This is a genomic window from Streptomyces sp. NPDC127084, assembly GCF_042724175.1.
GTDB lineage: Bacteria > Actinomycetota > Actinomycetes > Streptomycetales > Streptomycetaceae > Streptomyces.
In genome coordinates this window covers 26,893-39,325 of the sequence record NZ_JBHXFA010000006.1, presented here as the reverse complement: position 1 = coordinate 39,325, position 12,433 = coordinate 26,893, and the positions used below count along the sequence as shown (strand labels likewise).

The following is a 12,433-nucleotide window of genomic DNA, read 5'->3' as shown; positions in this document are numbered from 1 at the left end:
GGACTGCGCGGCGCCGAGCTGGAAGCGCGGGTACGGGCCGCGCTCGACCGGGGCGGTATGACCGAGCGCATCGAACGCCCGCCCCCCCACCCCACCGACGGCCCGCCCCCCCGCGGGCCCGGGGCCCCCCCCCGGACCAGCCGCACACCGCCGCGCCAGCCGACCCGGTAAGCGACGAGGTCGCCGAGTACCGAGGCGGTGGTCGCGCAGAGCAGCAGTGCCAGCAGCGAGGGCACGTCCTGGGGCGGCGCGTGCTCGGCGGCCACGCCCGCGGGAGCGGCGGCTGTGGCCGCCGTCGAGCCCGCCGCTGCGGCTGTCGCGGCTGTGATCACCAGCGCACCGCTGGGCAGCACCGGCAGGAAGACATCCAGGAGTACGGACAGGGCCACCACGGCGTAGATCCACGGACTGCCGGTCAGCAGCTCCACACTGTCGAACACCTGGACTCCCCGACTTCCCCGGTCAGCAACGGCGCCGCGACGTCGCGGGGAGCGGCAGGGGCGGCAGTGGCAGCGATCCAGCGTACGCCGGGTGTGCCGAGCCTGATCCACAGGGGGTGCGTAGGGGCCGGGACTGGGGGAGCAGCCCGGAAACGGCCGCGCGGGCGCGCCCGGAAACGGCTCCGGGCCCAGCGCTCTCGCACCGGGCCCGGAGCGCGGACGGACGTACACCGCGGCCGTGACCGCGATCATGACCGCCACCGTGTCACGCCGTGACGGTCGCCTTGGACTCCGCGCGCTTCACACCTTCCTCGTTCGCGTCGCGCGCGCCGCCGAACAGCCCGTCCAGCGCCAGCGCGCCCGGACCGGTGAAGACCAGCAGCAGGAACACCCAGCTGAACACCGCGGACAGCTCGCCGTTGTTCTGGATCGGGAACAGCGCCGCCGACTGGTGCACCGAGAAGTACGCGTATGCCATCGCACCCGAGGCGAGGAAGGAGGCGGCGCGGGTGCCGAGGCCGATCAGCACCAGGCTGCCGCAGACGAGCTCGATCACCGCCGCGTACCAGCCCGGCCACGCGCCGGTCGGGGCGGTGCCGCCTGCGGCGTCCGCGCCGAGTACGCCGAAGAGCGAGCGGGCTCCGTGGCAGGCGAACAGCAGACCGATGACGATGCGGAACAGTCCGAGCGCGTATGGCCGGGCCTGGTCCAGGCGTCCGGAAAGCCCTTGAGAGGCCATGGGGTGACTCCTTCGGTTTGGGGACGTGAAACCGATCGGCACACCAAGTTAGGGCGGCCCAACCATTGCTTTCAAGTTCAACATCAGATCAGTTTGTGCTGCTCAAGCGCTATCCAGCCATCGCTGTGGGGCCCATCCAGGGAGGGTCAGGGGCCTTTCGAGAGGTACCTCTCCTCCACGGTCACGATGCGCGTATGGGCACGATCCGCATGCCTCCGCTCCGCCCGCCTCCCGAACGCCTGTGCCTGTTCGAGCCGCAGATCCGCCGTACGTCCCCGCAGCGCCAGGGTCATCAACTGGTTGCCGAACCACGGCCCGCCCGTACGCTCCCAGTCGATGATCGGCCGCCCGGCCCGGCCGTGCCTGGCCAGCGCGTGCCCGAGGCGGCGTCCGGCCCGGCTCCAGCCGAAGCGGAAGCCCATCCGCACGGACGCGTGGATGGCGTTGTGCACCGGCGAGCACGTCAGTTGCAGCACCCGGGCGTCCGGACCCCCGTCCGGCCACGGTCCGCCCGCCGGCCACACCGGCTCCGCCACATAGGCGTGGTGCACATCCCCGGACAGTACGCAGACGGTCGCCGGGGCGCCGGGACCGCTGCCCACCTCCGCGATCAGCCGGGTCAGTTCGTCGAACGACGCGGGGAACGCCGCCCAGTGCTCCAGATCCGCCCGTCTTCGCAGGTCCTCGGCGAACCTTGCCCAGCGCGGGCCCCGCTCGCCGCGGCACAGCGCCGCGTTCCAGCTCTCCGCGTCATGGATGGCCGGGGGCAGCAGCCAGGGAAGCGAGGTCCCGATGAGCAGATGGTCGTACGAGCCGGTCGCCTCGTCGTCGGCCGCCCCGTCTCGGGCCTTCCCGTCAAGAGCCTGCTCGCGCAGCCAGCGCGCCTCGTCCGCGGCGAGCATCGCCCGCTTGTCCTCGTCCAGGACGCGCGCGGCGCGGGTGTCGATCATCAGCACCCGGGTCCTGCCGAAGTCACGCCGGTAGCTCCAGCGGGCACCCGCCGGATCGCGGTCCGCGCGCGCCGCGAAGGCGCGCAGGGCGTCGGTCCCGTCGGGTGTCTCCCGGACCGCCGCGTACACCTCGTCGGACTCCAGCTCGGCGGGGGAGAGGTTGCCCAGGTGCTGGTACACCCAGTACGACATCAGGCCGCTGACCACACGCTCCCGCCACCAGGCGGTGTCGCGCATCTCGGCGAGCCAGGCGGCGCTGGTGTTCCAGTCGTCGATCACATCGTGGTCGTCGAAGATCATCAGGCTGGGCACCGTGGACAGCAGCCAGCGGATCTCGGGGTCGAGCCAGGACTCGTCGTAGAGCCGGGTGTACTCCTCGTAGTCCGCGACCTCCGCGCCGGGCGGCTCGCTCAGATCGCGGCGGGCGGCCAGCCATCGCTGGGTCGCTTCGGATGTCGCGTCCGCGTACACCTGGTCGCCCAGCAGGAGGAGTACGTCGGGGCGTTCGGCGGCGGGGTCGAAGGCGATGCGCGCGGCCAGCGCGTCCAGGGCGTCGGGGCCGATCGGGTCGTGCTCGTCGGCCGGGGACGCGGCCCAGCGGCAGGAGCCGAAGGTGACCCGCACCCCGTCCTCTCCCACCGAGGGCGTATGGATCGTGCTCGGTGGGAATGCCGTGAATTCAGCGTCCGGCGACGGCCACACCCGGCGGCCGTCCAGGAAGACCTCGTACGCCGTTGACGAGCCGGGCGCCAGGCCGGTCACCGGGATGAGGGCGTAGTGGTGGCCCTCGATCTGGAACGTACGGGCCGAACCGCCGGCGCCGGGCGTCTCGCAGCGCACCTCGGCCGTGCAGGGCCGGTCGGCCTCGACCCAGACGGTCGCGCGGTCGCCGCTCTCCCAGTCGACATGCCGCAGTAGTGGTCCAAGGCGCAGTCCGGCTGCCATGCGCGTACCCTCCTCCGTCGCCCCGTACGGTACGGAAGAACGACGGGGGAGGGTAGCGCGGTTCCGCGTCGGCGGTGTCGGAAGGGGTCAGCAGTAGCTGAGGGTCGACTGCAGCGCGGACTTCTCGGCGGAGTCCACCGACAGCTTCCAGTAGTACTTCACATGCACCCACATCCGGGCGTAGGTGCACTGGTAGGAGGACCGCGACGGCATCCACTCCGCCGGGTCCAGGTCGCCCTTCGCCTGGTTCACGTTGTCGGTGACGGCTATGAGCTGCGGGCGGGTGAGGTCGTTGGCGAACGCCTGGCGGGAGGAGGTGCTCCAGGAGCTCGCACCGGACCGCCATGCCTCGGACAGCGCCACCACGTGGTCGATGTCCACGTCGGACGCGGCGGTCCAGGTGGCGCCGTCGTAGGGGGAGTACCAGCTGCCGCTGGTCGCGGCGCAGGAGGCGTCCGTGACGACGTTGTAGCCGTCGCGCTTGAGGACGGTCTCGCGGGTGTTGCAGGAACCCGACTGGGTGATCCAGTGCGGGAACTTGTCGCGGTCGTAACCGCTGGAGGAACCTTCCGCCTTGACCGTCAGCTGGGCCAGGTACGTCCGGGCCGTGGCGGCGCTGACCGGGGTGGGCGGGGCGGCGCTGGCCGCGGGGGCGGTCAGCAGGGTGGTGGCGCAGGCGAGCGCGGCGGACGCGGCGAGCACAGTGGCACGTGATACGCGACGCGCGTAGACACCGGACATGCGAACTCCCGTGAGGGTGGGGGGTGTTGAGGGTTTTGCGGACTCCGCTGCAGGGCGGGGTCCGGGATATCGTGGCGCCCGCAGGTTGCGGCCATGCGGGCGCCAGGTAACAGAGTGGCGACATGAACACGTCAGATCAAGGGCTGGTGGCCGGTTAGACGCCTCACCAGATCGCTTTGTCCGGCTTAGGGTTGACACGTGCTGCTGCCGGTCAACGTCACCTTCGGAGTCGTGCTCGCCGCGCTCCTGGCCACCGCCGCCACCGTCGCGGCCCTCGCCCGCCTCGGACCGCGCCGCTCCCGCGAGATCGCCGTCGCCGGGCTGCGGGCCGCGGTCCAACTGGCCGCGGTCTCGTTCCTCATCGGCTGGGTGGTGCGGGCCGTCCCCCTGCTGCTCGCCTTCCTGCTGCTGATGTACGCCGTCGCGGTACGCACCGCCGGGCGCCGCATCACCCCGAACGGCACCTGGTGGCGCGCGGCGCTGCCCATCGGCGCCGGTGTGGCGCCCGTTGTCGCGGTGCTACTGCTCACCGGGCTCGTCCCGGCCAAGGGCATCACGCTCATTCCGGTCACCGGCATCCTCATCGGCGGGGCGCTCACCGCGACCGTGCTCGGCGGGCGGCGGGCCCTCGACGAGCTGGCGCAGCGACGAGGCGAGGTGGATGCGGGGATGGCCGTCGGTCTGCCGGACCGCGACGCCCGCATGGAGGTCGCCCGGGACGCGGCGTCCGACGCGCTGCTGCCGGGACTCGACCAGACCAGGACGGTGGGTCTGGTCACGCTCCCGGGGGCGTTCGTCGGGATGCTGCTCGGCGGGGCCTCACCGCTACAGGCGGGCGCGGTGCAGCTGTTCGTCCTGGTGGGGCTGATGGCGGTGCAGGCGATCGCGGTGGCGCTGGTGCTGGAACTGGTCGCGCGGGGGCTGCTGCACCGGGACCCGCGCCCGCCTCGTACGCCGCGCGCGTCACGTACCCTGTCAGGAGCGGAAGGGGAGTAGCTCTTCGCCGGAACGTCGACATACTGCCGAGCTCGCCTCGGCCGGCGCCCGGAGGCGGCCGCCGCCAGCGCGGCTCGTCAGCGAGACCTTCGGCCAGCAGTGACCCATGACCGTTCAGGGGTCCTGCCGAGCCGAAGCGACCCCGGAAACGGAATGACCCGGAACGGGTCAGGTCCCCTCGGTACGGCGGAGCCCCACCGACAGAGGACCGCGTCTGTGCTCAGCTTCACGATCCTGGCGATCACCTTCGGTGTCGTCTTCCTCGCCGAACTCCCCGACAAGACCGCCCTGGCCGGGCTGATGCTCGGCACGCGCTACAAGGCGGCTTACGTCTTCGCGGGGGTCGCGGCGGCCTTCGCCGTCCACGTCGCCCTCGCCATCGCGGCGGGCAGCGTGCTGACGCTGCTGCCGCACCGGCTGGTGCAGGCGGTCGTCGGTGTCCTCTTCCTCGCGGGCGCGGCGATGCTGCTGCTCAAGAAGGACGACGGGGAGGAGGAGCGGATCAAGGCTCCGGCGGACCAGTCCTTCTGGAAGGTCTCCGGAGCGGGCTTCACGCTGATCCTGATCGCCGAGTTCGGTGATCTGACCCAGATCATGACCGCGAATCTCGCCGCCCGCTACGACAACCCGCTGTCGGTGGGCCTCGGCGCGGTGCTGGCGCTGTGGGCGGTGGCGGGGCTCGGGATCGTCGGCGGGCGGACACTCATGAGGTACGTGCCGCTGCGGTTGATCACGAAGGTGGCGGCGGGGCTGATGCTGGCGCTGGGGTGCTTCAGCCTGTACGAGGCGCTCGCGGGGTGAACCCCGCGGCCCCGGGGTGCCCGTGGTGGGCCCTCAGGGTGCCCGTGCCCATCGGTGTCCCGTCGTGCGGGTGCGGGGTGCGGGGTGCGGGGTGCGGGGTGCGGGGTGCGGGGGGTGGCCGGTGTGCCCCACCCCTCCCTCGTGGTGGGCCGGATTGCCTGTCCTCAAGTGCCGGACAGGCTTGGGTTTCCGCGCCCCTGGCGGGCGGAGTTACGGGCGGAGCGTCCGGGACCGCAGGCGGACCGGTTCGGACCCGGGGAGGACGGGGTGGCATTTCGGGAGGTTGTTTTGTATCGTGAAGGAACAAAGTGGTTCCCGTCCGTACTCCCTGACCGGCGGGCGGGAGCCGCTCTGTTCCCCCTCGCGTCTGGAGCTGGAGTAAGCCGATGCCGGCCATCCGCACCTCGTCCGCACTGACCGCCCACGCCCTGCTGCTCGACATGGACGGCACCCTCGTCGATTCCGACGCCGCCGTCGAACGTGTCTGGCGCGACTGGGCCCTCAAGCACGGGCTGGACCCAGCAGAGGCACTCAAGGTCGTCCACGGCCGGCAGGGCTACGCCACCATGGCCGAACTGCTGCCGCACCGGCCTATGAGCGAGAACCACGCCGAGAACCGCGAGATGCTCGCTGCGGAGACCGCCGACACGGACGGCGTCGTCCCGATCGCGGGCGCCCCGGCCTTCATGCGGGCCGTCGCGGACCTGCCGCACGCACTCGTCACCTCGGCGGACGCCCCGCTGGCCACAACCCGCATGGGCGCCGCGGGCCTGCCCATGCCGCAGGTGCGGATCACCGCGGAGTGCGTGGGCGCCAGCAAGCCGGATCCGGAAGGGTTCCTCAAGGGCGCGGCGCAGCTCGGGTTCGCCCCGGAGGACTGCGTGGTCCTCGAGGACTCCGAGGCGGGCGTCGCCGCGGCCCGCGCCGCGGGGATGCGCGTCATCGGTGTCGGCCCGCGTGCGGCCGCCTTCGCGCCGGACGTCCATGTGGCGGACCTCAGCGGGGTCTCGGTGACCGCCGGTCCGGACGGCACGTTCACACTCACCGTCGGCTGAGCCCGTCGCACACCCCGAGTCCGGCTGCCGCCGCGCCGAGCCTCCAGCTCCTGCCTGCCCGGGAATCCGCTTCCCGCGGTGCCGCTCGCTCCTGGAGCGCGGTGCGGCCAGGCGACTGGTGTGACCGTGCGGCCGATGGCCGGCGCCCCGGCAAGCCTCCCGGCCCGCTGGTAGCCGGTCCCCGCGGTGACGGACAGGCCGACCGAGCGGATCCGTAGTGCGACAAAGGGCCCGGACCCCGGCGAACCGGGTTCCGGGCCCTCTCATGGACGCGTGCGAGGCGTGCGCCGGTGCTGTCAGTGGCCGGGTCCCCTGTTGTTACCGTCGTTCCACTCGTCGTCGTCCCAGCCGCCGTCGTACGGGTACTCCGTCTCCGCTTCCAGGGCCTCGCGGGTGGTCGGGCCGTAGACGCCCTCGGTGTCGTCCGCGATGCGGCGCATCGCCTGGAAGTACGCCACGGCCCACTCCACGCGGCCGTCGAAGCGGCCGTGACTGGGGCCGTCGTACAGTCCGAACTGCGCGAGGCGCTCCTGGAGCTCGACGACCTCGGAGCCGCTGTCGCCCCGCCGGAGGGTGACCGGCGAGGCCGGTGGGGCGGGCCGTGCCGCCGTGGCGCTCGCGGAGGCCGTGCCGGACGGGGAGGCGGGAGCGCCGGATCCCCGGGAGGCGGATACGGACGGCGACGCGGCGACCGACTTCAGAGCCGGCGGGGAGGACGTGCCGGCCGAAGGCGACGCGGACGGGGAACCGCCGGGCTTCTTCGAGGCCGAGGGGGCGGACGAGGGGGCCTTGGGGGCCGCGCTCAGAAAGGGCTCGACCGTCTCGATGTCGGGGAGCGCCTGGTCCGGACCGCGCGTGTCAGCGGAGAACAGCCCACCGGCGTACGCCGCCCCGGTGCCCAGCGCGGCCACAGCGGCGGCTGCGGCGATCAGCACCCAGGGGCCGCGACGGCGCGCGGGCTCCCGGGGGGCCGCGAGACCGCCCGCTCCCGGTGCCGGGATCTCGTACGCGTACTCGTGTCCGTACGAGATCTCCTGGATCTCCGGTACCTCCTGGACGCCGAAGCGGCCCGGGGGCGGGTGCTCGGGTCCCGCCCCGGGCGGGACCGGAAGCGCCACATACGGCCGGATCCGCAGCGGGTCGAAGTCCTCGGCCGCCGCGAGCTCCGCCGTGCGCTCGGCATCCCGCTCGGCGCGCACCGTGCAGGCGCATCTCCGTGACGGCGGTGCGCCGCCGCATTCAGGACAAGCGCGTCCCGTCATCGTGGGTCCCTCCCCTTGAGCTGCCTGCGATTATGCAGCCCGTGGCCGGCTCCCGCGCCCCCGCGTCCAGCCTCGGCAGGCCATAACCGGACAGAACCGCCAGGATGGGAGAGCGACTCGCCGCGCCGACGCGAGGAGGCCGTATGGCGCAGGAGCTCACCAGCCCGGCCGTGAATCCCGGACCGGCGCCCGGCCCCGGCATGGGCCCCGGCCGCCGTAGTGTGCTCGTCTCGATCGGCGCACTGCTGCTCGGTCTGCTGATCGCGTCTCTTGACCAGACGATCGTCGCGACGGCCCTGCCGACGATCGTCAGCGATCTCGGTGGCCTGGAGCATCTGTCCTGGGTCGTCACGGCGTATCTGCTGGCCGCCACCGCCGCCACCCCCCTGTGGGGAAAACTCGGCGACCAGTACGGGCGCAAGAGGCTCTTCCAGACCGCGATCGTCATCTTCCTCATCGGTTCCGCGCTGTGCGGAATCTCCCAGGACATGACCCAGCTCATCGCCTTCCGCGCCCTCCAGGGCATCGGTGGCGGCGGGCTCATCGTGCTCTCGACGGCGATCGTCGGCGATATCGTCCCGCCGCGCGAACGCGGACGCTACCAGGGGCTGTTCGGTGCGGTGTTCGGCGTGACCAGTGTGCTCGGACCGCTGCTCGGCGGCCTGTTCACCCAGCACCTGAGCTGGCGCTGGGTGTTCTACATCAATCTGCCCGTGGGGATCGTCGCCCTCTTCGTCATCGCGGTCGCGCTGCACATCCCGGCCCGCCGCACCCGCCACACCATCGACTACCTCGGCACCTTCCTGATCGCCTCCGTCGCCACCTGCTTCGTGCTCGTGGCCTCACTCGGCGGCACCACATGGGCCTGGAACTCGGTGCAGATCGTCGGTCTCGCGGTGCTTGGCGTCGTGCTCCTGCTGCTCTTCGTGCATGCCGAGCGGGACGCGTCCGAGCCCGTGCTGCCGCTCAAACTGTTCCGGATCCGCACCTTCACCCTGGTGTCGGTGATCAGTTTCGTCGTCGGCTTCGCGATGTTCGGCGCGATGACCTTCCTGCCGACGTTCCTCCAGGTCGTCCAGGGCATCACCCCCACGATGTCCGGGGTGCACATGCTTCCGATGGTCGCCGGGCTGCTGCTCACCTCCACGGTGTCCGGCCAGATCGTCAGCCGGACGGGACGCTGGAAGGTGTTCCCGGTGCTCGGCACCGGGGTCACCGCGCTCGGGCTGCTCCTGCTGCACCAGCTCCAGGAGGGCACACCCGTCTGGGAGACGGGCATCTACTTCTTCGTGTTCGGCTGCGGGCTCGGCATGGTCATCCAGGTGCTGGTGCTGGCCGTGCAGAACGCCGTTACCTACCAGGACCTCGGTGTCGCGACTTCCGGCGCGACCTTCTTCCGGTCCATCGGGGCGGCGTTCGGGGTGTCAGTATTCGGTACGATTTTCAACAACCTGCTCAACAGGCGGCTCGCCGACGCACTCGCCGCCCACCCGCTGCCGCCTGGCACCGGCCCCACGGCCGGCCAGGTCGCCGCCGACCCGCGCACCATCGCCGAACTTCCGCCGGCCGTGCGGTCACAGGCGCTGCACGCCTTCTCGACCGCCATCACGGACGTGTTCCTGTACGCCGCCCCGATCGTCCTGATCGCCTTCGTGTTCGCCTGCCTCCTTCGGGAAGACAAGCTGCGCGGCTCGGTCACCGCGCCGGAGGGCAGCGAGACGCTGGGCGCCAACCCCGTCGAGCGGTCCTCCTACGACGAGTGCGCCCGCGCGTTGTCGGTGCTCGGATCGCGAGAGGGCCGCCGGGCGATCTATGTGAAGATCACCCGGGCCGCCGGGCTCGATCTGACCCCCGCGGCGAGCTGGCTGCTGCTGCGGATCAGGCGGCACGGAATCGTCGAACCGTCGCGGCTCGCCGCGTCCACCGCCGTACCGATCAAGGCGGTCACCGAGGCGTCCCGGCAGGTGGAGGAGCGCGGGTTCGCCCGGCGTGAGGGGATGTCGCTGATGCTGACGGACAAGGGCGTCGAGGCGACCACGAAGCTGTCGGCGGCCAGGGAGGAGTCCCTGGCCTGGCTGCTCGGCGACTGGTGGGGGCCGGAGCGGCCCACGGACCTGGCGCACCTCCTGAAGGAGCTCACCGCCGAACTCTGCGGCTCGGACCGCGAGCGCCCTTACAGCGGTGAGCCGCACCGCGACCACGAGGCCTGGCACTTCGAGCACCCGCAGCAACCGCCGCGTCCACCGCAACCGCCGCGTTGAGTGCCCCGTGCAGCCGGGGCACGGTCGTCACAGCTCCTTGCCGTACCAGATGTCCATATACGGCCCCGTGCAGTACGCCGGAATCTCCGCGTACCCGCTGCGCGTGTACAGCGTCCGCGCCTCGATGAGGTCGAGCCGGGTGTTGAGCACCATGCGTTTCGCGCCCAGCAGCCGGGCCGCGTCCTCCAGGGCGCCGAGCAGCGCCGCCCCGCCGCCTGTACCGCGCAGCCCCGGCTGTATGTACACCCGGGTCAGCTCGGCGGTGTCGGCGTCCAGCATCAGCACACCCCCGCACGCGCCTGCCCGCTCGCCATGCCGCCCTACGACGAACGCCCCGGTGGGCGCCGCCAGCCGCTCCACACCGTCCCCGCTCAGGCCCTCGTCCACCTCGGCCGCCGTCGCGGGACGCTGCCAGTAGCGGCCGGCGACCTCGGCGTAGTAGTCGCGGCGCAGGGCGGTGGCATCGGGAGTGTCGAAGCGCTCGGCGCGCATGGACCAGGTTGTCATGCGCTCTGTCTAATCGGCCCCCGCGCTGCGTAGCGAGCGAATATCGGGTAGACCGGTCTCCGGAGGGCACGCCATGGAACATCACATCTGGGCCCATTCGGACGCATCCGGCCACCGTCCCGGAACCAGCCTGGTCGGCTTCACCGTCGAAGCCGCCTACTCGGGCGAGGGCACCATCGGCACGATCGGTGAGCACTCGGAGGACGTGGGCAGGTCGTACATCGTGGTCGACACCGGCCACTGGATCTTCACCAAGCACGCTCTGCTGCCGGCCGGAGTCATCACCCGCGTCGACGCCGACGAGCGGATCGTGTACGTCGACTGCACGAAGAAGCAGATCACGGAGGCGCCTCCGTACGGCCCTCCCGGGCAGGAGCCGATCGCCATGGAGCAGTTCTCACGCCACTACGGGACGCCGCATTCCTGACTCTGCCGGTGATTCCACTGGGTGATCCCACTGATGAACGGGTCCGGCCGTCCGCCCGCGCGCTGCGGACGAACGGCCGGACCGGAATCTCCCCGGTGAGTCAGCCGTTCCTGGGCGCGGCCTGCTGCACCACCTCGAAGGACCACACCTCGGATCCACTCGCCGCCGGGCGGGGACGCTCGCCGCCCTCACCGCCGCCACCGCCCTGGTGTGCGGCCTTCATCGGGCCCTCCATCCACGCCTGGAAGGACTCCTCGTCACGCCAGCGCGTGTAGACGAGGTACTGGTCGGTGCCCTCCACCGGGCGGAGCAGCTCGAACCACTCGAAGCCGTCGGAGGACTCCACCATGCCCGCACGGGCGCCGAAGCGCTTCTCCAGGGTTTCGCGCTGGTCGGGTGAAACGGAGAGGACGTTGATCTTCACGATGCTCATGGAGCTGAGAATAGGACGTCGCCGCGCTGGGCGAGGTCAGTCCAGCACCCGGGCGAGAAGGAAGCCGTCGTAGCCGCGGGCGCCCACCGTCTGCACCGCCGTGGCGCTGAGCCTCGGGTGCCGGCCGACCATCTCGATCATGCGGCGGGTGGCGCGTACGGCGTCGTCCTCGCTGGACGCGTTGGCCACCTCGCCGTCTCGGCCCACGTTGTCCACGACGATCAGGCTGCCCGGACGGCCCAGCTTCACCGCCCACTCCACGTAGTTGGGGTTGTTCACCTTGTCCGCGTCGATGAAGAAGAAGTCGAACGGACCGGCGTCCTCGCTCTCCAACCGCGCGAGGGAGTCGAGCGCGGCGCCCGTACGCACCTCGACGATCTTGTCGAGGCCCGCCCGCGCGATGTTGGCACGGGCCACGTCGGCGTTCTCGGGCTTGTACTCCAGCGAGACCAGCCGACCGTCGGCGGGCAGCGCGCGGCCCAGCCAGATGGTGCTGTAGCCGCCGAGAGTGCCGATCTCCAGGATCTTCCGCGCGCCCTGGCCGGCGGCGAGCAGGTGCAGCAGCTTGCCCTGGTTGGCGGCGACGGCGATGTCGGGCAGTCCGGCCGCGTTACTCGCGGCGACCGCCGCGGTCAGCGCGTCGTCGTCGGGAGAGAGGTGATCGGTGAAGTAGGCGTCTACAGCGTTCCATTGAGGGTTGGTCATATAGGCAACCTACCGCGTGGGCGGTGACTCGGCCGAGGGTGCTGAATGCCCGGCTCGCGGCGCGAGGGGGGGGGGGGGGGGGCGGGGGGGCCCCCCCCCCCCCCCCGCGGGGGGGGGGGGCGGCGGGAGGGCCCCCCACCCCCCCCCCCCCCCCCCCCCCCCCCCAGGGAT

13 protein-coding genes are annotated in these 12,433 nt (G+C 71.8%); 5 read left to right on the top strand and 8 right to left on the bottom strand.

Going from position 1 to position 12,433, the window contains the following annotated elements; genetic code table 11:
* From ACFWI9_RS02895 to ACFWI9_RS02880, 4 genes are all read right to left on the bottom strand, one after another.
* Positions 1-440, bottom strand: a 440-nt coding sequence (locus tag ACFWI9_RS02895) for a hypothetical protein (protein ID WP_387158629.1), incomplete at its 3' end; no start/stop codon positions are given.
* Positions 441-705: 265 nt separating this feature from the next.
* Positions 706-1,179 (bottom strand): DoxX family protein, encoded by a 474-nt coding sequence (locus tag ACFWI9_RS02890; RefSeq protein WP_387158627.1) that lies wholly within the window; start codon positions 1,177-1,179, stop codon positions 706-708.
* Between the two features lie 146 nt (positions 1,180-1,325).
* Complete coding sequence (locus ACFWI9_RS02885) at positions 1,326-3,074, bottom strand: alkaline phosphatase D family protein (RefSeq protein WP_387158625.1); 1,749 nt, start codon at positions 3,072-3,074, stop codon at positions 1,326-1,328.
* An 87-nt stretch (positions 3,075-3,161) separates the two neighbouring features.
* Positions 3,162-3,815, bottom strand: coding sequence for a DUF1524 domain-containing protein (locus tag ACFWI9_RS02880; RefSeq protein WP_387158623.1), 654 nt, complete (start codon positions 3,813-3,815; stop codon positions 3,162-3,164).
* 198 nt (positions 3,816-4,013) lie between these two features.
* On the opposite strand from ACFWI9_RS02880, the gene ACFWI9_RS02875 reads away from it, so the two are divergent.
* The 3 genes from ACFWI9_RS02875 to ACFWI9_RS02865 all read left to right on the top strand — a co-directional run bounded on the left by ACFWI9_RS02875 (position 4,014) and on the right by ACFWI9_RS02865 (position 6,667).
* Positions 4,014-4,811, top strand: coding sequence for an ABC transporter permease (locus ACFWI9_RS02875; protein ID WP_387158621.1), 798 nt, complete (start codon positions 4,014-4,016; stop codon positions 4,809-4,811).
* 216 nt (positions 4,812-5,027) lie between these two features.
* Positions 5,028-5,612, top strand: coding sequence for a TMEM165/GDT1 family protein (locus ACFWI9_RS02870; RefSeq protein ID WP_387158620.1), 585 nt, complete (start codon positions 5,028-5,030; stop codon positions 5,610-5,612).
* A gap of 386 nt (positions 5,613-5,998) precedes the next feature.
* A complete protein-coding gene (locus ACFWI9_RS02865) occupies positions 5,999-6,667 on the top strand; it encodes an HAD-IA family hydrolase (protein WP_387158618.1) in 669 nt (222 codons plus the stop codon).
* A gap of 296 nt (positions 6,668-6,963) precedes the next feature.
* Here the strand turns inward: ACFWI9_RS02865 and ACFWI9_RS02860 are convergent, their stop codons facing one another.
* A complete protein-coding gene (locus tag ACFWI9_RS02860; RefSeq protein ID WP_387158616.1) occupies positions 6,964-7,866 on the bottom strand; it encodes a peptidoglycan-binding protein in 903 nt (300 codons plus the stop codon).
* A gap of 206 nt (positions 7,867-8,072) precedes the next feature.
* On the opposite strand from ACFWI9_RS02860, the gene ACFWI9_RS02855 reads away from it, so the two are divergent.
* The gene (locus ACFWI9_RS02855; RefSeq protein WP_387158615.1) at positions 8,073-10,190 is read left to right on the top strand and encodes a DHA2 family efflux MFS transporter permease subunit; all 2,118 of its coding nucleotides are present in this window, start codon (positions 8,073-8,075) and stop codon (positions 10,188-10,190) included.
* Between the two features lie 27 nt (positions 10,191-10,217).
* Here the strand turns inward: ACFWI9_RS02855 and ACFWI9_RS02850 are convergent, their stop codons facing one another.
* Positions 10,218-10,697 (bottom strand): GNAT family N-acetyltransferase, encoded by a 480-nt coding sequence (locus ACFWI9_RS02850; protein WP_387158613.1) that lies wholly within the window; start codon positions 10,695-10,697, stop codon positions 10,218-10,220.
* Positions 10,698-10,770: 73 nt separating this feature from the next.
* Here ACFWI9_RS02850 and ACFWI9_RS02845 point away from each other — a divergent pair, with 73 nt between their 5' ends.
* Complete coding sequence (locus ACFWI9_RS02845) at positions 10,771-11,124, top strand: PRC-barrel domain-containing protein (RefSeq protein WP_387158611.1); 354 nt, start codon at positions 10,771-10,773, stop codon at positions 11,122-11,124.
* Positions 11,125-11,224: 100 nt separating this feature from the next.
* Here ACFWI9_RS02845 and ACFWI9_RS02840 read toward each other — a convergent pair whose 3' ends face one another.
* Positions 11,225-11,557, bottom strand: coding sequence for an antibiotic biosynthesis monooxygenase family protein (locus ACFWI9_RS02840; protein WP_387158610.1), 333 nt, complete (start codon positions 11,555-11,557; stop codon positions 11,225-11,227).
* Positions 11,558-11,593: 36 nt separating this feature from the next.
* Positions 11,594-12,262, bottom strand: coding sequence for an O-methyltransferase (locus ACFWI9_RS02835; protein WP_387158608.1), 669 nt, complete (start codon positions 12,260-12,262; stop codon positions 11,594-11,596).
* Positions 12,263-12,433: the final 171 nt, after the last annotated feature.

Bases quoted from the DNA above. Each gene is read 5' to 3' on its own strand.
- ACFWI9_RS02865 (WP_387158618.1), top strand. From the start codon at position 5,999: ATGCCGGCCATCCGCACCTCGTCCGCACTGACCGCCCACGCCCTGCTG.
- ACFWI9_RS02845 (WP_387158611.1), top strand. From the start codon at position 10,771: ATGGAACATCACATCTGGGCCCATTCGGACGCATCCGGCCACCGTCCC.
- ACFWI9_RS02880 (WP_387158623.1), bottom strand. From the start codon at position 3,815: ATGTCCGGTGTCTACGCGCGTCGCGTATCACGTGCCACTGTGCTCGCC.
- ACFWI9_RS02840 (WP_387158610.1), bottom strand. From the start codon at position 11,557: ATGAGCATCGTGAAGATCAACGTCCTCTCCGTTTCACCCGACCAGCGC.
- ACFWI9_RS02835 (WP_387158608.1), bottom strand. From the start codon at position 12,262: ATGACCAACCCTCAATGGAACGCTGTAGACGCCTACTTCACCGATCAC.
- ACFWI9_RS02850 (WP_387158613.1), bottom strand. From the start codon at position 10,697: ATGACAACCTGGTCCATGCGCGCCGAGCGCTTCGACACTCCCGATGCC.
- ACFWI9_RS02885 (WP_387158625.1), bottom strand. From the start codon at position 3,074: ATGGCAGCCGGACTGCGCCTTGGACCACTACTGCGGCATGTCGACTGG.
- ACFWI9_RS02890 (WP_387158627.1), bottom strand. From the start codon at position 1,179: ATGGCCTCTCAAGGGCTTTCCGGACGCCTGGACCAGGCCCGGCCATAC.
- ACFWI9_RS02855 (WP_387158615.1), top strand. From the start codon at position 8,073: ATGGCGCAGGAGCTCACCAGCCCGGCCGTGAATCCCGGACCGGCGCCC.